Source organism: Paenibacillus tengchongensis (assembly GCF_008973665.1).
GTDB classification, from domain to species: domain Bacteria; phylum Bacillota; class Bacilli; order Paenibacillales; family Paenibacillaceae; genus Paenibacillus_AQ; species Paenibacillus_AQ tengchongensis.
This window is the reverse complement of sequence record NZ_WACP01000027.1, coordinates 1-19,351: the sequence shown is the minus strand read 5'-3', so window position 1 is coordinate 19,351 and position 19,351 is coordinate 1. Positions and strand designations below refer to the sequence as shown.

The window sequence follows — 19,351 nt, the reverse complement described above, 5'->3', positions numbered from 1 at the left end:
CTCCAATAAGGTCGTTCCGGGTGATCCGAAACTTTATCGAATAAGCTGATAGCTCATTTTGAAACTGACGAGAATAAATTCTCATTTGTGGAATCACTTCATTGAAACCAATAAGGCGATTTCCGATACTCACTCGTTGTTCAGTTTTCAAAGATCAACCTTCATAATCTCTATCGGTCGTTTGTCGACCAGAATTAGATTATATCATTTATATTTCATTTTGGCAAGAAGTTTTTATTAAAATTCTCTGCCGGCTGAAATTCAACTTTTATTTATTCAAACCGCTTCAACGCGGCCGGAATAATAATATATCATAATACCAGTCGATCTTACAAGCTGTATTTTTTACCATCCGACCAAGTTTTCTCTTAATTAATGGCCGGAATAACAATATACTTCATCTGCCAGGCTGATTCAATGCGTAATCTTTTCCATCCGTTATAGTTTGGAAGCATATAAATAGAAGACTCTCTCTCAGCAGCTGATAGAACCAGGGATGTCCCAGCCACAATGGCCGAAGGCCGCCAGAGAATCGGAATACGCTGCTCCCAGAAGGACTTAAACAATGCCGCCATATGATCCATGTCTGCAATATGCACATGGTATTCTCCGGTGCCAGCCGTCACTGCCCGGGAGGCATCAAATATGGTGTTTTCCCTATAAAAGTCTTTGTCCCGGCTCCCGGACGACGAGAACCAGTGCCAGGTAGATGTGACCAGACCGCGTTTATTCAGCGCCCAGTCCCATGCATTTTCCAGCGTGTTTTATTTCCTCTACTTCAATCAGGCAAGCCTCACTGGCATCTCCTGTATTGATATTCGGGGAGTACGCCAGCAGGCTCAAACCCGCATAATGCTGGTAGCTCCCCGGTTATTTCTTCTATATACAGAGTTCCATCTGTACTGTGGCTGTTTTATCTGCTGCTGGCACTGCTTGTAGAGTGCGGACCGGCGCCTGTCTCTGTTTCCGGCGGGTCCCGGGCAGAATTTTACGCGGGTCAGGTCAAGGATTTTATCGAAATCAAGTATCCCCACAAAAACAGCGTTGCGGATATCTTCCGGTCGTAGGGCTTAACCGCAGTTATTATTATGCGCGCTCTTCAACCAACGAATGCACTGCAGCATCCAGGATTACCTGATCCGCTTCCGCATTCAGAAGGCATGTGAAATAGGCTCTTCTCCCAGGCATTACCCGGCCGATTCCAGAACCGGGAACTGAGCATAGGACTGCAATCTCTCACGGAGACCTGCAGTCTTTTTATTTGGCCAAATCTATGTGTAGATTTAATTCTGCAAAAAAAGCTTCCGATTTTAATTAAAATGCTATATTATATTGATTCAAATGCATATAAAACATTAATATTGTATATTAATTCGTTACATACGATGTGAATATGACATATTCATGAGAGCATCGCTGTGCGAATTCATGGGGGGATGCATAAAACTGCATGGACTGAAACAGTCCTTTTTACCGCGACACAACGAATAGACCACTGGGAGGTAAATTGATGACTAAGAAACTATTATCCTTATTAATCGCCCTAACCCTGACGTTGTCGGGAATCGTTCCGGCAGCCTATGCCGGCGAAACTGCAGCTGAAGTACAAGCTCAAGTTCTCACCGCTCCGGCGGGGGATTCCGGCGCCTTGTCTGCTGTAACTGCGGAAGCCTCCGAACCGGCGGCAACCTCCGTTTCTGAAGAGGTCTACCAGGCTTCGATGACCGAAGCCAGAACTTTGAAGGTCACACTGACTCTCCCTGAAGGAGTAACGGCAGACCAGGTCAACTGGACGTTCGGCAGAACGGCAGAAGAGACTAAGGCGCTGGCACTGTGGAAGAAATGGGACAAGGATGCCAAAGCTTACACAGGCAATCCGTTCGTATCCGTTACCTATGCACCCGCTGCCGCTTCTACGGTAACCGCTCTGGTATACTTCGACCAGCCTTTCGGCAACAATCTGTCGCTTAGCGGCATCCGCACTGAATATGTGAAGCTTGCAGGAGTATACAACCTGACTGCAACCGCACCGGCCGGTGAAGTGCTGGCGCAGCAGCAGGTCAAGCTGAACCCGTATGATGGCTATCATACATATGATGAAATTAAACCGGCCATTGACCGGCTGACCTCGGCCGAGAACAATAAATACGGCCGATATGTAGAATACCAGGAGATCGGAAAGTCCACACAGGGACGGGCCATTCATTTCTCGATCGTCGCCAAGGATAAAGCGTCTGTAGACCAATATTTGAACGAAACGCTGCCGCTGATGAACAATGATCCTGAAGCCTTGCAGGAAATGATCAACAGCGGACAGCTTCAGGATTATAAAGTGCCGATCTGGCTCAACAATATCCATGCGGATGAAGCCAACGGCGTAGACGTGATCATCAAGTTCCTGGAAACCCTGATGACCGAACAAGTCGTTACTTATAATACAACTGACGACGCCGGCAAGACGGTTCCGGTCACCCTGAACATTGACGACGCGCTGGACAACGTAATTTTCCTGCTGGACTATGTGGAGAATCCGGATGGCCGTGCCCTGAATACCCGCGCGACTTCCACACTGCTGGACCCGAACCGCGACAACTCCTACCAGACCCAGCCGGAGACTCAGGCGGTTACCGCACAGATTGCCAAGTGGACCCCACTGAGCTTCCTGGATATGCACGGCTTCGTGAGCGGCTTCCTGATCGAGCCTTGTACGCCGCCGCATGATCCGAACATCGAATATGATCTGATGCTGGACAATATGCTGGAGCAGGCCAATGCCATGGGCAATGCCGGTATTGCCAACACCAAATACGATGTATACCACATTCCTTACCTGGAAGCACAAAAGTTAGCCGAGGACCCGAATTATGCCGACCCTTACGGCAATGCCACAGGTTGGGACGATGCTTCCCCGGCGTATACCGCCGTCTATGCCATGCACCAGGGTGCTCTCGGGCACACCATTGAGGTTCCAGAGCTGAATGCTGACTCCCTCGATGCCTTCTATTATGCGGCACTGGCAGCCACCAAGTATGTGCAGGACAACAAAGAGAAACTGTTCCTGAACCAGCTCGAAATCTTCAAACGCGGCATCAACAACGAAGATCATCATACCGTTGATCCGTATCTGGTTAATGCACAGTATGAGTCGATCGGACGTGAGCGCGAAAGCGAAGACACGAACTTCTTCCCTGAATATTATGTGCTTCCGGTAGCCAAAGAGCTGCAGAAGAACGAACTGGAAACGTACAAAATGGCCCAATACCTGCTCCGCAACGGAGTCAAGGTTGAACGGACGATCACGCCGGTAGAAGTGGATGGCGTCACTTATCCGGCCGGCACCTTTGTAGTGAACATGCATCAGGCCAAACGCGGCTTCGCCAACCTGGTGCTGTATGACGGGCTGGATGTCTCCGACTTCGATGCGATGTATTCCGATACAGTCCAGAATTTCGCAGACATGCGCGGATTCGACCGGTATATCAGCCGCACGGCTGACGCTTTTACCGGCAAGACGACCCAGATCAGCAGCGTCACTATTCCTGCAACCCATCTGGAACATTATCCGTTTGCACAAGATTATGTGATCCGCAACACCAACAACGATGCTATCAAAGCGGTCAACGAACTGCTGGCCAACAAGAAGGCTGTAACTCTGCTGGATAACGGCGGTACCGGCTATGAAAAAGGCAGCTTCCTGGTCTCCAGATCCAATCTGAGAACCGTAGCTTCCAAATACCTGCTTGACTTGGTGCCATTCAGCACGGCTGGCGACAAGACAGGCAAGCTGCTCAAGCCGGCGAATGTCGCCATTGCCGGAGCGCCTTCTTACATCCTGGCCGATCTTGGCTTTACGGTGACCACCGATACAGCGGCAGCCGATGTACTGGTCAACTCCGGTACGAACCTGATTGCCTCCGGTAAACCGTTTATCGGCTACGGCCGGACCATACTAAGCAGTGTCAAAGCGTTGAACCTCCTGCCGGGCCTGGACTATTCCAATCCGGTGAACCAGGCGGGCAAAACCGCAGCGCATGAAGGACTGTTCCAGGCCAACATTTCGCAGGACAGCCTGATTACCGCTCCATATGAAGCAGAGGAATACCTGTACACTGTATCCGCCGCTTACATCACATCTGTTCCGGAAGGTGCAAAAGTGCTGGCAACCTATGGAACCGGCGATGACTTCTTTAAAGCCGGCTGGTGGCCGAACAGTTCTGCCGCCAAAGGTCATGTACTGGCCCTGGATTATCAGACGGACAATATCCATGTCACTTTGTTCGCGAACGATCTGCTGAACAAATATCATCCGCAGAACCAGTTCAGACTACTGGCCAATGCAATTTATGCCTCCGCTCCGGCAGCTACGGAAGCAGACGGCATGGACAACGGTGTGCTTGAACAGGAACCTTCTTCGGACACATCCGTACCGGCTCCGACGGCAACGCCTGCTCCAAGCGCTACACCGGCACCTGCCGAGACTCCGGCTACACAGCCGACAGCTACTCCGGCTCCGGCAGTCAGCTTCACCGATCTCGGCAACGTGGCCTGGGCAGCTCCGGCGATTCAGGACTTGACGGCAAAAGGCATCATTAACGGCGTAGGCGGCAATTCCTTCGCTCCGCTGAAGGAAGTTACCCGCGCCGAATTCATCACGATGATCGTCCGCGCCTTTAGTCTGTCGCTGGAGAACGCTTCGGCCAGCTTCAGCGATGTAAGCACTGCGAGCTGGGCTTACAGCTATGTCGCCGCCGGCGTGGAGAACGGCCTAGTGAACGGTGTCGGCAACGGCAAATTCGAGCCTAACCGCGCCATCACCCGTGAAGAAATGGCCATTATCGCCGCGAACGCACTGACGAAGTTCAAAGGCAAAGCGGTGACCGATACCGATGCCGCACTTGCAGGCTTCAAAGACAAAGCCAGCATTGCTTCTTACGGTAAAGACGCAGTTGCCCTGCTGACTCAGGAGGGCATTGTGCAAGGCATGACCGCCGACACCTTCGCGCCGAAAGGCATCGCCAACCGTGCGCAGGCAGCTGTTATTATCAGCAATATTTTGAATCTGCAATAATTCAACTTAAGAAGGAGCCCCCGGCCGCAATGGCCGGGGGCTTCCGTATTTTAGTATAGGGTCTTGCCCTTATATGCCTGAGCTTACTCTACGAATAACGCTACAGCTTCACTTCCGCGCCATCCGGAACCGGCGTGCCGAAGACCGGCGAGCCGTCCTCCGCCCATGTCACAGGTTGTACGCGGGTATGCCGGTTGGGATCGAACAGGGGATCCCCCTTGATCTCCTTATAATTGCGAGCATGGTAGACAAGCAGATCCTGCTTTCCATCCGCCGAGACCGTAAAGCTGTTATGTCCCGGACCGTATTGGCCGTTCTCCTCACTCGACTGAAAGACCGGTACCGGGGACTTCATCCACGAAGCGGAATCCAGCAGATCAGCATCAGCCGCTGCCGTCAGCATCCCCATGCAATAATGATGGTCGGTGGCGCTGGCGGAGTAGGCAATAAAGATTTTACCGCTGCGCTTCAGCACGGAAGCCCCCTCGTTCACCCGGTATTTTACCGTCTCCCAGTCGTATTCCGGGCGGGTAATCACAATTTGTTCTCCTTCCAGTGTCCATGGATTAGCCATCCTGGAGATGAACAGACTGGAATTCCCGGCAACCGACGGGTCCTCCTGGGCCCATACCAGATAACGCGAGCCCGCATGCTCAAACGTTGTGGCATCCAGCGAGAACGTATCCCATGCCGTATAAATTCTTCCCTTCTCCTCCCAGCTTCCTTCCAGCGGATTCCCGGATGCATTCTCAAGAACATACAGACGCTGGGCGAACGGCGCGTCATCGCTGCCGGCCGAGAAATAGACATACCATTTGCCGCCGATGAAATGAATCTCCGGCGCCCACACGTAACCGCTCATGATGCCGGCCAGGCGCTTCCGCCAGATCACGACCGCTTCACTCCCGGCAAGCCCGCCCAGTGTCTTCGCTCTGCGCAGCTCGATCCGGTCATATTCCGGCACAGAAGCAGTCATATAATAGTAGCCGTCGCTGTGCCGGTAAATGCAGGGATCGGCACGCTGCAGGACTAGCGGATTGGTAATCGTTTCGTTCATGGTGAGAACCTCCTGAGATTTCATTTCGCTCATAGCTTCACTGTCTGCATCAGTCCGTCTTCGCCAAATTGCAGCGGGTCGATGCAGGTCTCGCGGTGGTAGCCCTTGTACCCGCTGAAGCGGGACAACGGCGTCACGAACCGGTGATACGCGATCCAGTATTGCCCGGTATCCGGGTCATGCATAATGGAATGATGCGCCGTGCCGAACATCTCCTTGTCCGTATTCTTGCTGAGTACCGTGTAACGGAAAGTTACCGGACCATACAACTGCTCCGACGTCCCGTAATTCACATGGTAATTCTCACTGCCCGTGTCATCGCAGGACCAGGTAAAGTGGTACAGCCCGTCACGCTTGAGAACAGTAACCCCTTCACGGAAGTCGTGCAGCCCCTCCAGGTTCTTCATTGTATCTTCAATTACTGTTATCATATCGTCGCCGAGCTGTACAATCGCAGCATGGCTGTTTCCGAACAACAGGTACGGTGTGCCGTCTTCTTCCATATAGACGGATGGGTCGATGGCTTGCCCCATGGCAATCCCGAGACGTTTCAACTGCCCCATCGTAATCAGCGGCTCCGGTTGTGCACGGAACGGACCCGCCGGCGCTTCAGAGACCGCAACACCGATTGCGCTCTCTCCGTCCGGCTTCTTGCCGCAGAAATAGTAGAAGTACCGGCCGTTTCGGGCCGCAATGGCCGGAGCCCAGGCACTGCTGACCGCCCAAGGCACATCATCTGTTGCCAGATCCAATATGACGCCTTCATCCTGCCACACTTTCAGGTCGGCGGAGGAGAATACATGAAACTGCGTACCCGCCCAGCCTTCAAAACCATCGGTTGTCGGATACAGATAATAACGGTCACCGAACTTCGCAAGATCCGGGTCGGCGAATTGTCCGGGCAGCACCTGATGGCCGTCCCCGAACGCCGCCAGCAGCCGGCTGCATTCCTCCGCTGTAATCGGGAGTACGCCGCCATGTCGTTTCTTGTTCCGGCCCAGATCGAACTCTTCCTCTCCGAGAATCCGGAATTCCCCGCTTCCGAGATCGGTGGTCATGAGGGGCAGATAACCTTTGCCTTCCGCATAGCGGTCCACAATAAGGCACCATTCCTCACGGCCGTTCAGCTTAAATATCTCCGGACCTTCTACACCCATAATAGCCTCCAGCACCGGCGCGTCCACATAACTGAAGGCGTCCTTGTCCAGCGACGAGCCTTGCTCCACCCGGATGTTCTTGGTCGTTTCATCCTTGGAATAACGGTAATACTTGCCGTCATGGGCGATTATCGTGGTATCGATGATATGATTATCCCGCTCTATATACTTCTTCGGCTCCGTAAACTCCCGGAAGTTTCTGGTGCGTGCAGCATATATTTTATGCTTCCGCTCACTCTCCTGCGGCTCTTGGGTAGCCGAAGCCCAGAACACCAGAAATTCATCCGCTGCCTCATCATATACTGCCTCCGGAGCCCAGACGCATCCCGCACCTTCTATCCCGATGGTTACCGGCCAAGGCTCGGACCAGTTCACCAGATCCTCCGATTCCCAGACGATCATATCCCGGCTGCCCGCGTTCACCGCTGTATCCCAGCCCTTGCCGCTGGCAATACGCAGATCCGTCGCAATGAGATAGAACTTGCCTTCCTTCGGTGAGCGGACAATAAAGGGATCTCTCGCCCCCTGCTCGCCCTTCTCCCAGCGCAGAACCGGCCCGCCTGCGTTCAGATCCTTGAAATAGCGACCGTCCTCGCTGTAAGAGAAATACACCTGCTCCCCGTCAGGCTGCTCCCCGATAAAATGCACCAGCAGGTAACCGGCGTAATTTTGTTTCGTTTGAATGTCCACGGAGTTAATTCCTCTCATCAGAATTTTTAAGGAACACTAGTTAATATATTTATTAATAAATTTATAATTACAAAAACATTATAGGCAAACGAAAGAGCCTGAGTCAATGCAATAATAGAGAATTTTTCAGAAGAATGTTGTTTGAGTCTATGCACTTCCGAAACACGATTAACATAAACATTAATATCTCTTACAACCTACAACCGGCCTAACAACAAAAGACCCGCCATATGACAGGTCCTCCTTTTTTCTTCCCATTCTTCCGGATTTAACTGCAACATTCCCCTGCTAATCCGTATCCATGCATGCACTTGCGGCAATGATATCTTCTTCTGCGTCTATGCTTCCGTAATTACCGATTACACACTCCTCCACAAACTGGTCCCCATGCTCTTCTATGTAATCTGACATATCCTGTTTCTGCATTTTCTTAATATCCGGCGCAGCCAGCATCGGGTGCAGAACAAGCTGCACTTCTCCAACTTCTTTATGCTTAAAGCTCTCGACTATAGAATAAAGCTGGGATCTTTTTATTTTATGGGGATAGGCCAGCTTAATATGGATGCTTAAATCGCGGGGATTCTTTATGAAGATAGTGTCCCTATAGTCCTGATCCTCATCCTGCGCTGATAATGAGCCGGCAAAATCAACCTCATATACGGTGTCGTCACTCACTTTAGGGGCAATAATGGGATGGGCCCACGCTCTTAACCGATAATCGTTCTCTGACCCGCCGCTTCCCGTGCGCACATTAAATACAATGTTATCCCCCTTGGACAGGACTCTTCCCTCATATTCCCGAAGCATGGTGGGTTTATGAAAAGAAAGGATCTTAAATGACTGGTCATACCGCTCTTTCAATAACCAGCGTGTTTCCCTTTTCTCCTCCCGCACATCACCGATGTCCCCCAGGAAGCCGAAGAACAGCGGGTTTATCAACAACACATACCCAAGGGGCACTGCAATGCACACAATAATCCAAAACGGAATTCGGGGCCTGTCATCATCTTCCACTTGGATGCTCCTTTCTGTTTATGCCAGAATTCATTTATAAACTTGTAATATAGTACCACAACATTATTCTCGTATATTGTCGAATCATAGTATGTTGGACCTTCACTTGCTAAAAAAAGACCCGGTTAGCTGTGCTAACCAGGTCCTTCGCTTCAATTACTGTTCCTTCTGCAAATCCGGAACCGGAACCTTGGACCAGTTCATATCTGTTCCCAGATAGAAGCTGGTATAACAAGGCTGGTTGTACACCACGTTCTGCCACGCTACCCCTGTCCGGTACTGGGGATCATGCATCAGGGTGTACAGCTTGCGGTCTGTCAGCTCCGTGCTCATATAGATGCGGATGGCTGTACTGTCCGCCGTGCGCACCACCAGCTCCTCCCGCCAATCGCCGAAAAGGTCGGCCACCAGGCAAGGATTGCCCTTGGTCCCGTTATTGGAGCGGGTACCTTCGGCCGTCATCAGCCGGCCCCGCTTCCAGTCTTCAATGGCTATCGGTTCGCCGAACGTGCCGCTGATGAACTGCGTCGTCATGTCCGCCGCCCATTTGATGCTCATGTTGGTCCCGGGAGCCAGCTCATTCAGCTTCTCGCCCTTGGCGGAGCGCAGGCCCCGGGACGGCTCGTGGGCCAGGTGGCTCTCGCTGCACCAGGTTTGCAGACCGGGTACCTCCGGCTCCACTTTGCCGATCATCCCGCGGCCGACATCCTCCCTGGCAAAATCACCATACAGCACCTCGCCGGTAGCTGCATCCCGCAAGGTATAGCCATATGGACCATGAATGCCCTCCTCATGCACCATATAGATCTGCAGGCCGTCCCGATCGGGATCGACAGCCGCCACATGCAAGGCATCACCGTGCCCCAGCTTGGCATATTCCCCCGGGGCCACACTTCCTTCCGGCAGAATCCCGCCGGAGCTGTACAGAATGCTGCCGTCATGGTCAATCGTAGCCGAGCCGTAAATGATTTCCTGGCAGCCGTCCCCGTCCACATCGGCGGTAGACAAGGCATGGGCGCCCTGCCTGGCCAGTCCGCCGTAATCAGGATTACGGCCGTCCTGCTGGTGAAGCGTATCCTGAAACGGATTGTTCATAGTGACCCAGCCGCTGTCGGTATACCAGGGCTCCTTGAGCTCCTGTCCGTCCCAGCTGTAGGCGGCCACCGCAGCGCGGGTGTAATACCCGCGGGCAAATAGTGCATAAGGCTTGACGCCGTCCAGGTAAGCAACCCCGGCCAGAAAGCGGTCCACCCTGTTACCCGGCTCAATCCGGTTCCAGGAATAGTCTCCCCACATGAGCCCGTCGTCATGGCGGCCCGGCTTGTAGCGGACCGTCGTCAGCTCTTCTCCCGTTTCGCCGCGGAAGACGCTGAGATACTCCGGTCCGCTCAGAATAAAGCCCTCGAATTGGCGCAGCTTGTTGCGTTCACTTCTTCCCGGCGCATACACATCCAGGAAATAGTCGGCCAGCCGTTCCGCATCTTCCCGGGAGAGCGGATAGGTATATTCCGGAGCAAGGCCGAAACACTCCTCCAGCGTTGCCGGCCAATGCCCGGCAACCACCTCTTCGTGCCGGTGCCACTGCCGGAACATCTCTACCACATGCTCCGTATAATCGGTGCCGTTCATGCGGTAATCATCCGCGTGGCTGTATCCGGCTTCTGCATCCTCCGGAAGCAGGGTGATGAAGGCTTCGGAGACGGGAGCGCCATCCTGGTAGCGGATAGTCCGGGTGCCGGGCGCTGTCTTAAACATCAGCTCCGCCTTACCGTCCCCGTCAAAGTCATAAACCAGGAACTGGGTGTAATGCGCTCCCGCACGGATATTCACTCCAAGATCAATCCGGTACAAAAGAGTACCATTCTGCTTGTAACAGTCCAGATATACATTTCCCGTATAACCAACGTGAGAGACATCCTTTGAATTGGACGGGTCCCATTTCACAATATATTCGTACTCACCGTCGCCGTCCACATCACCGACACTCATGTCATTCGCGCTGTATGTATAGGACTCTCCCGCAGGAGTTACCCCGTCCGCCGGCTTTTGGAGCGGGATCTCCAGATAAGGGGTCTCCCACGGCTGAACAACGGCACAGGGCTCCTGTTCCTCCCCGTTTATCACTGCGGCAACCGAATACTTCGATTCTCTGCTGCCCTCTTTATCCAAATAATTAGTGCTGTCGCCAACCTCCGCCACAAGCGCTCCGTCCCGGTACACGCGGAAGTCTGCGCCCATCAGGCCATGCTCTGCAGCGGCGCTCACCTCCTGTCCCAACAGCCGCCAGCTGATAAATATCCCCTCGGAGGTGCACACTGCAGCCAGTCCCCGATCCAAACGCTCCATCTGCAAGCTCATTTCAAATCCTCCTTCCAAAATCAACACCCGTAGCATACGTTCCTGCGCCTCTTCCGGCAATAGGACTTTTTGGACGGACGATTTTGCAGCGTTGGACTTTTTGGAGCATTTTGCACTATCTTGCAGGCTTACGGTTAATGGATATTTTTCTTTTTGAAATTACCGCCGCGAACCTCGGCTACATCATAGACAACGACAAAAGCATTGGGATCGATTTCGGCAATGATCTCTTTAATTTTGCTGTCTTCCAGCCGGTTGATTACGCAGGTAATTTCTTTGTACTGCTCATTGGAATAGCCGCCGTATGCATCTGTATAGGTTGCTCCGCGTCCCAAGCGGTCCCGGATCGTTTCCACCATGATTTCAGGCTGATTGGTAATAATTTTAAACGTTTTGGAGCCGCTAAGGCCTTCCTCAACGATATGTATAACCTTGGAAGCAATGAAATAAGCCAGCGCCGAAAGGATCGCCCCTTGTAAACCAAATACGGTCGACACCACGATGAAGACAAAGGCATTCAGGAACAGGATCAGATCACTTGTGCCAAAAGGCAGCTTCCGCGAGAGCAGCACGGCCAGCATATCGATTCCATCCAGTGCCCCGCCGTTACGCAGCGCCAGACCCATGCCAAAACCGATAATAATCCCGCCGACAACAGTGACCAGCAAAGTATCTCCCTGAATAATCGTTGGAACGTGATGCATGAGAACCGTACCGGCCGCTAATGAGGCAATACCCAGAACGGAATATACGGCAAAGCTTTTACCGATTTGCTTGTAACCCAGCCAGACAAAAGGGATGTTAATGACAGCAATCAGCAGCCCTAACGGTAGCCCAAACAGTTCGGAGCCGACGATACTCAGTCCCGTCACGCCCCCGTCCGAGACATTGTTAGGGATTAAGACGGCTTCCAGCCCGTAGGCGGCTATAAGGGCCCCTATAATGATTAGCAGCCCTCTGGATAGTACCCTGAGCTTATTGGATTTTTGATGTCTCTTTTCATTCATCCTGCTTCCCCTTTTCTTCGTTAAATGCACCAACCGATGATAAACCTCTTGAAATTAGCTGACAGAATCCAGTCTATAATATTCTTCACAGTTGAAGCAAATAGCGTGCTGAGGCGGGTGGCATTTAAATGATAAGATACAGTGCTAATGTCCGGCAAAAAATAAGGGACACACCAAGCATGATGAAATTCTGCTTGGAATGTCCCTTTTGTATTAGGATCGGCTTTAAAGGGCTGGACTTTGCCGGGCAAAGGCCCCCCTTCAGCCCAAATCATTCAGCCACGGGATGAACCGTTTTCCGATAACTGCTCAGTCCTCCCGTATAAACCGCCATGCTGCAAGTTTAAATAACGGGATATTGTTTTCCCCGTTAAATACCAGATACAGATCGTGAACGCCTTCGGCCCCGCTAACGCCCGTTCTCAGCTCCAGTTGCCGCTCCAGCCCATGCGCAGCAGGAATGTACAGCTCGCCAATCAGCGGGCCTGCCGGACCATCCAGATGCAACCCGATCATACCGCCTCCTTCAAGGCTGATAACCGAAGCACTGAATGCTGCTGCACCTTTGCTTCCGAAATCCACCCCGGACAACCCGACCCAGCCGCCGTTGGTTATGTCCGCCAGAATCCGTTCTCCCTCAGCTCCCCCGGGTTCAGCCTTCACGCCTGCGCTCCACCCGGATGTTGCCGCCGGTATGAGTGAATACGGATCAAAATACCGGGTTTGCTCTACACCCGCGTAATCCGCTTGCACCTCCTCCATTGAACCGTCCCCGTTATGATGAAGCCGGTTGAGATGTGTCGAACGGTAACCGTTGGCTATTCCCTGCGCCTTAGACAAGGTTTGGGCGTGATAGGCAATGTACCAGACTTCATCAAATTGAAAAATGGCATGATGATTATTGCCCCCTACTCCGAAAAAATGCCCCGGATTCTTTAACATCGTCCCTATATAGCTCCAGGGTCCCAGCGGCTTGTCGCTTGTCATATAGGCGATCTCGCCTGCAGGAGGACTGCCCGCCGGGCGCTCCCCGTCGTAGAAATTGGAGCAATAGGTGTAGTAGTAGATGCCTTCCCGTTTATGTATACCGGCATCCTCAAACATGAACGGAGCAGGGATCACTTCTGCGGTTCCCGTTACGCTGGTCATGTCCTCGCCAAGCTTCATTACCCGTGCTGTGCCCGGCTCCGCATATTCGCCTTCCGGTACTCCGCCGCCGAAATAGATATACCCCTGGCCGTCATCGTCAACGAGAACCGCCGGGTCGAACAGCCAGGTTACGTCCTCCACTCCTGGTGTAGAGCGAAGTATAAGCGCTTCGCCAATCGGGTCGGTCCACGGGCCCACCGGACTGTCGCCCGACAGGACGCCAATACCGCTGGCGTTGTTGGCAAAATACAGGAAGAATTTATCCTTGCCGCCGATGACCTTATGGACGGCTGCAGGCGCCCATGACTGGGTAGCCCACTTCGCCGCACCTTCCGGCCCGGCCACCGCTATTTCCCCATGATCAGTCCAGTTTGCCAGATCGCCGGAGGAAATTACTGATATTTTGTTGATATGGCTGTAAGTATTCTCCTTTACCCCGCCTGTCTCGTCATACTCAAGGGCATCATGGGTCATGTATAAATAAACCCGGCCGCCGAATACAAGAGCATACGGATCGGCCCCATAGCGGTGCGCAACCACCGGATTGCCATTAGGCGGAATCTTGCCGATAGCCTGCTTCAATTGTTTAGTCATTATGCTTCCCTCCCTTATTCCAGAACAAATGAGGCCAGACTGGCACTGCCGTTGCCGGTATAGGTAAAATACAGGGACTGTATTCCATCCGGAATCACCAGATCCGCCGCATACTCCTTCCAGACATTCGTGAATTCTACAGGTATCCTTCCGAGGGCCGGACCGTTCCATGACGTTTTGACTTCAAACTCGCCCTGACAATACCCGCGTACCCTGATTTTGACTTTGGTGATTCCTACGCAAGTAAAAGATTTAAAGCCGGCGGTAGCCGAATCCGTCATATTGGCAATGTAGCCGCTCTCTTCGTCGCCGTCTCTGCCGTCCTGGGTAATCTTCGGAAAACGGCTGTCCATCCATGCGCCGGTGCGGCCGAAGCCTCCGGTATACATTTCCTGATCCTTGCAGAATAAATGGCAGGCCAGGTACGCCGGATATTCGCCCCGACCCTCAAGCGGGCCTCCGTTCGGACCGCAGGAGGTCATCTCCACCTGAGGAATGGTGCCATCCGCGCGGAAAGTAATCTTTTCAATGCAGCCCTGACGGGAAAATGCCGTTCCATTGGTATGCCTGTGGTAAAAGATGTACCAGTCGCCGTTGATCTCAACGATGCTGCCGTGATTGTTTCCGCCGTAATACATCGGCTGCTCCGCCGGTTTGTAGGTGCCGATATGAAGATCGCAATTGCTTACAATGACTCCCTGATAGGTAAAATCTCTGGTCGGATGCTTACTGGTCGCATAGCACAGCTCATGCATGGAAATGGAGGAATAGATCAGGTAATAGGTGCTCCCCTTTTTGCGGATAGACGGGGCCTCAAAGAATTCATGGCCTTCGAATCCGCTCCCCTGGCTGTATGGCTGGCTCGGTGCCACAAATACCGGCTCTTCAATAATCGTAAGCATGTCGGGCCCGAGCACCGTTGCCATCGCTCCATGTCTGGAAGAGTCTCCGTATGCGCAGAACCCGGTATACAGGTAGGTGTTCTCTCCTTCGGTCAGTACGCCCGGGTCAAACTGCGGCTCATCGCCTTCTCTTTCTCCCAGGCGTGTTCCATCGGCATGGCGGACAAAGCCGTAGAACTCGTATTGGCCGGCCGGCTTGTCGCAGACCGCCACCGAAACGACAGGCACCTTGTCGAGCACATAATAGAGATAATACCGTCCATCCGGTCCTAGTGTGACATCGGGAGCGTACAGACACATGCTGCCGTCCGGATTTTGCGGATCATCAGTAGTCCGGTAGATCATCCCTTCATACCGCCAGTCGCCCAGATCGTTCTCCGGCGCCGACCAGCAAACATAGTCGTTCAGACAAAAGGCATGTCCGTTAAAACGGTCATGCGAGCCGTACACATACACTCTGCCTTCAAAAACATAGGGCTCGGCGTCAGGAATGTATTCCCATGAGGGCAGGTACGGATTGTATCCTTGTTTCTTGTTCAACACAAATCCCCCTTCGTTCTTATGATATAATAGAAGACATGTCTGCCAGGAGGAGACGGGATAGAGATGGCGCATATTCACTTTGTAGAAAGCAATACCGCACATGCGGGCAACTTTGAGATTGAGGTTCCGGTGGGCTATCACTGGCTCCTGGTCATCACCAGGACCCCCGGGCAATTCTGGGTCAATGGTGCATTCCGGGATTATCCTGCCCACAGTGCCATCCTGTATCGTCCTTCGCAGAAGGTTCATTACCGGGCCTCTGCCGGTCAGTTCATCAATGACTGGATCCGTTTTGAAGCCGACGAACCCTATATTACGGAATCCCCGCTACCGCTGGGCGTTCCCTTTGCCTTGAATGACCCGGACTACTGCCACAAGCTGTTTGAACTGCTTGTTACCGAGCACAATTTCAATCGGGACTGTAAAGAATCCTCCTTGGATAGCCTGCTCCGCATCCTGTTTAACAAGCTGTGGGAATCCTACTTTCAGGGGAGCATCACCCCTCAATACTACAAATTACTGAAGCTTCGAACCGCGATTCAGAACCAGCCGGGCGGCTATTGGACCGTTTCCGGAATGGCAGATTCCCTGGGGATCAGCCCGGGCTATCTTCAGAACATTTACAAAAAAACGTTCGGAATCTCCTGCATGGAGGACGTCATCAGCAGCCGGATCCGTATGGCGAAGGAGTATCTGATTCATAACGCCCAAAGCATCGCCGAAGTGGCTTTCCTGTGCGGATACCAGAATGTGGAGCACTTCTGCCGGCAATTCAAGCAAATTACAGGGCATACGCCAAGGAGTTACCAGAAGCATGCAAAGGGCTAAGACAGCTTACGTGATAGCGGCTTCACATTAATTCAGCAGTACCCAACCCGTTCTTCTTGAAATACTGCTCAACCAGAAATTCCATCATCTCGCCGGGCTCCTGTCTGGAGCCTTCCGCCACGTCCGTGAACAGCATCCCGTAAGGCTCCTCCGTATAAGGCTCCCATCGCGGCAGCTTAAGTCCTGTGGCATCGGTTCCGTTCGGATCTCCGGTGCGGATGAAGTTGGCCCAGTAATTGCACATTTGACGGGCCAGATCGTAATGCTTGCCGACGAAGGGCCTCCAGCACTTGGCCAAGGTCTCAAAGAAGAACCACAGATCCACAGAGTGGAAGGTGCCCGGCTGATCCCATCCCGGAATTTCGGCATCGAAGTTATAGTAGTACAGAGGCGCATGGGCTCCGGTATCCGTATTAGCCCGGGCCAGAAGCCGGATCGCATATTCTATGACGCTTACCGAAGCTTTCTTTCTGGCCTCATCTATATTGCCGGAAAGCCCCCCGCAAATTGCCAGGAAGGCATCGGCATCCTCGCCGAACTTATCTGCTGCAAGCTTCCCTAGCTCCTCAAACGTACTAACCTCAGGAACGGCATAGAACTCGGAGGACGTGTGGCCGAACATGACCGGCACCATCCAGCGCTGGTTGCGCAGGAATAATTCAAATGGATTGCCTGTCTGAAACCGGTGATCTGGGACGGTTCCCCAGAATCCGCCGTACGCTACGGCCTTGTCCCGCAGATAGACGGCATCCAGCTTCCTGGCTTCTGCAATTGAGGATACGCCCAGATAGCTTAGAAACTGCACACCTTCCAGTTCCGCCTCTTCCAGGCTGTTCCGGAGTCCGGGCATGACGGTATCCGAATAAAGCTTTGTAAAGACTCCGCTCTGGACAATCGCCCGCTGAAACAGGCCTTCGTTCTGCGGCGAAGTGAGCTGGCTCATTACGCTTCCCCCGCCGGCGGATTGTCCGCCGATAGTGATATTGTCCGGATCACCGCCAAAGGCGGCAATATTGCGCTTCACCCACCTTGTGGCCGCTTGCTGATCCAGGTGGCCAAAGTTCGCAGGCGCTTCCGGCGCTTCCGAAGTGATCTCGGGATGGCACATGAACCCGAACACATTCAGGCGATAGTTGACCGTGACGACCACAATGCCCCGGCGGGCAATCCTTTCGCCGTCAAACTCCATTTCCGCCGGATGGCCTACCTGCAGACCTCCGCCGAAATACCACACGTATACCGGCAGCTTCTCGCCGGGATGATGGGCTGGCGTCCATACATTGAGATAGAGACAATCCTCGCTCATCGCAATGTCCGGCTCTACGGCCCATTCCCGGGTATAGATGTTGTTGTCGTCGATCTCTTGCCTTACCTGCATAGACACCGGTGCGAACTGGTAGGCCTGCAGCACTCCCTCCCAGTCCTCAGCCGGCTGCGGGGCCCGCCAACGGTTCCCGCCAATAGGCGGAGCCGCAAAAGGTATTCCTTTAAAGCTCGTAATCCGGGGGTCGGCCGCAGGCAGCCCCTGAACCCTGCCATTCTCAACGCTTACCAACCTAAGCATGTTTATCCGCTCCTTTGTAAGGCGCAATTGTTCTTCGCAAGCGCTATCATTTTTACAATATCAATATTAATGGGCATACACCGTCTGAAACAATGATCGATCCCCAAGTAAAATTGACATATCCTCACCTGCTCCCGCAAAATAAAAAGCAACTCATCCGCAGACAAGTCGCTTTGCAGTCCGTTCTCTATTCAGGGTCTTCCAGCAAGCCCGCAGCGAACGCGGCGGGGTGCTTACGAAACGTAACGGTTATTATTTACCTGGTTTGGACGTCCTTTGGCCAACAGTTTCTCCGTGAAATGCTTATCAAAGAAATGGATGATCGGTCCCAGTCCGAATGCCGATACCAGCGTTCCCAAGCCTACAATGCCTCCTGCCAGGAAGCAAACCAACGCGCAAAGCGCATCCGTAAACATCCGGTGCCAGAAATAAGTGATGCCCGGGAAGCGGTCCCTCATGATCAAGGACAGGCTGTCATAGGGAGCTACGCCCACATCAGAGGTCTGGTACAAAGACACCCCAAAGCTGCAAACTACCACACCGATGGCCACAATGATCACCCGCTGCCAGAACAGCCCCGGTTCACCGAACAAGTGTAACCATGTGTTATGAAAGAAAGTCGCTATGTAACCCAGCAAAATTGCATTTACAAAGGTTCCGGCACCGATAAACCTTCGTCCCGTTATCCATTCAATTACAAACAGCACCACGTTCAGTACGATCAGAAAGTTGGCATAAGCCATTCCCACGCGGTCTGCAAGCGCCATGACCATGCCGCTGAAAGGATCATTCCCCAGGCCCGACAATTTAAAAATACTGATTCCCATCCCTAAAAATACGTTGCCGATCACCATAATCATCAACCGTTTGCGATCCAGGTTACGAATATATCCCTTCATCATGCCCATCCCATACTCATATTGAAGTTGAACTTTACAACAACGATGCCATTATATCACATTTTCAAATTCTGGTTGGATTTCTTTATACATACTCTCGTTCCTCTGAAGGCTTATAGTGGTTCAGAAGAACCCGAGACGGTTATCGTTACATAGAACGGTGTTTTTGACACACTCTAAGACAGCAGCCACACAGAAAGGAGAGCTATCAGATGAAGAACGACAAGGAAGCTCCGCTGGACGGACGCGGTCCGGGTGCTCACCCCATTCCTGAACCCGATTCAGGCCCGGCCGGCGATGTAGGGGCGACTGGCAAACTGGAAGAAATCGTGGGTGCGATGCAGGATGATGAAGCGGAGGTAACGGCTCCCGGCATTTCACCGGATAATAATGCCGACTTTAAAAATTCATGAATCAAAAAGACCACTGTTGACTAATCAACAGTGGTCTTCAGTGCTTGGCGGCGTCCTACTCTCCCAGGACCCTTCGGTCCAAGTACCATCGGCGCTGGAGGGCTTAAC

At 52.7% G+C, this 19,351-nt stretch carries 14 protein-coding genes; 3 read left to right on the top strand and 11 right to left on the bottom strand.

Translation table 11 applies throughout. The features are described 5' to 3' along the window. Positions 1 to 368: 368 nt before the first annotated feature. Positions 369 to 719, bottom strand: coding sequence for a glycosyl hydrolase (locus F1381_RS27740; protein WP_246188224.1), 351 nt, complete (start codon positions 717 to 719; stop codon positions 369 to 371). Positions 720 to 1,510: 791 nt separating this feature from the next. Between F1381_RS27740 and F1381_RS27735 the strand changes: the two genes are divergently transcribed. Beyond that, a complete protein-coding gene (locus tag F1381_RS27735) occupies positions 1,511 to 5,068 on the top strand; it encodes an S-layer homology domain-containing protein (protein ID WP_151738050.1) in 3,558 nt (1,185 codons plus the stop codon). 100 nt (positions 5,069 to 5,168) lie between these two features. Here F1381_RS27735 and F1381_RS27730 read toward each other — a convergent pair whose 3' ends face one another. From F1381_RS27730 to F1381_RS27700, 8 genes are all read right to left on the bottom strand, one after another. Then, entirely contained in the window at positions 5,169 to 6,125 is a 957-nt protein-coding gene (locus F1381_RS27730) for a glycoside hydrolase family 43 protein (RefSeq protein WP_246188223.1), read from the bottom strand. Positions 6,126 to 6,154: 29 nt separating this feature from the next. Next, positions 6,155 to 7,972 (bottom strand): glycoside hydrolase family 43 protein, encoded by a 1,818-nt coding sequence (locus tag F1381_RS27725; protein ID WP_246188222.1) that lies wholly within the window; start codon positions 7,970 to 7,972, stop codon positions 6,155 to 6,157. Positions 7,973 to 8,260: 288 nt separating this feature from the next. Further along, positions 8,261 to 8,986: a hypothetical protein gene (locus F1381_RS27720; RefSeq protein WP_151738047.1), complete on the bottom strand. Its 726-nt coding sequence runs from the start codon at positions 8,984 to 8,986 to the stop codon at positions 8,261 to 8,263. 156 nt (positions 8,987 to 9,142) lie between these two features. Continuing rightward, a complete protein-coding gene (locus F1381_RS27715) occupies positions 9,143 to 11,344 on the bottom strand; it encodes a rhamnogalacturonan lyase (protein WP_246188221.1) in 2,202 nt (733 codons plus the stop codon). A gap of 134 nt (positions 11,345 to 11,478) precedes the next feature. Beyond that, complete coding sequence (locus tag F1381_RS27710) at positions 11,479 to 12,351, bottom strand: YitT family protein (RefSeq protein ID WP_151738045.1); 873 nt, start codon at positions 12,349 to 12,351, stop codon at positions 11,479 to 11,481. 20 nt (positions 12,352 to 12,371) lie between these two features. Further along, positions 12,372 to 12,626 carry a hypothetical protein gene (locus tag F1381_RS28525; RefSeq protein WP_187355596.1) on the bottom strand — a complete coding sequence of 85 codons (255 nt, stop codon included), beginning with the start codon at positions 12,624 to 12,626 and terminating at the stop codon, positions 12,372 to 12,374. A gap of 34 nt (positions 12,627 to 12,660) precedes the next feature. Then, positions 12,661 to 14,094: a glycoside hydrolase family 43 protein gene (locus F1381_RS27705; RefSeq protein ID WP_151738044.1), complete on the bottom strand. Its 1,434-nt coding sequence runs from the start codon at positions 14,092 to 14,094 to the stop codon at positions 12,661 to 12,663. Between the two features lie 14 nt (positions 14,095 to 14,108). Beyond that, positions 14,109 to 15,536, bottom strand: coding sequence for a family 43 glycosylhydrolase (locus F1381_RS27700; protein WP_246188220.1), 1,428 nt, complete (start codon positions 15,534 to 15,536; stop codon positions 14,109 to 14,111). 66 nt (positions 15,537 to 15,602) lie between these two features. On the opposite strand from F1381_RS27700, the gene F1381_RS27695 reads away from it, so the two are divergent. Further along, the gene (locus F1381_RS27695; RefSeq protein ID WP_151738043.1) at positions 15,603 to 16,367 is read left to right on the top strand and encodes a helix-turn-helix transcriptional regulator; all 765 of its coding nucleotides are present in this window, start codon (positions 15,603 to 15,605) and stop codon (positions 16,365 to 16,367) included. A 22-nt stretch (positions 16,368 to 16,389) separates the two neighbouring features. Here F1381_RS27695 and F1381_RS27690 read toward each other — a convergent pair whose 3' ends face one another. Together F1381_RS27690 and F1381_RS27685 are read right to left on the bottom strand one after the other, a co-directional pair. Further along, positions 16,390 to 17,931: a carboxylesterase/lipase family protein gene (locus F1381_RS27690; protein ID WP_151738042.1), complete on the bottom strand. Its 1,542-nt coding sequence runs from the start codon at positions 17,929 to 17,931 to the stop codon at positions 16,390 to 16,392. Positions 17,932 to 18,164: 233 nt separating this feature from the next. Next, positions 18,165 to 18,839, bottom strand: coding sequence for a YczE/YyaS/YitT family protein (locus F1381_RS27685; protein ID WP_246188219.1), 675 nt, complete (start codon positions 18,837 to 18,839; stop codon positions 18,165 to 18,167). Positions 18,840 to 19,042: 203 nt separating this feature from the next. Between F1381_RS27685 and F1381_RS27680 the strand changes: the two genes are divergently transcribed. Next, positions 19,043 to 19,243 carry a hypothetical protein gene (locus F1381_RS27680; RefSeq protein ID WP_151738041.1) on the top strand — a complete coding sequence of 67 codons (201 nt, stop codon included), beginning with the start codon at positions 19,043 to 19,045 and terminating at the stop codon, positions 19,241 to 19,243. The last annotated feature ends 108 nt before the right edge of the window (positions 19,244 to 19,351 follow it).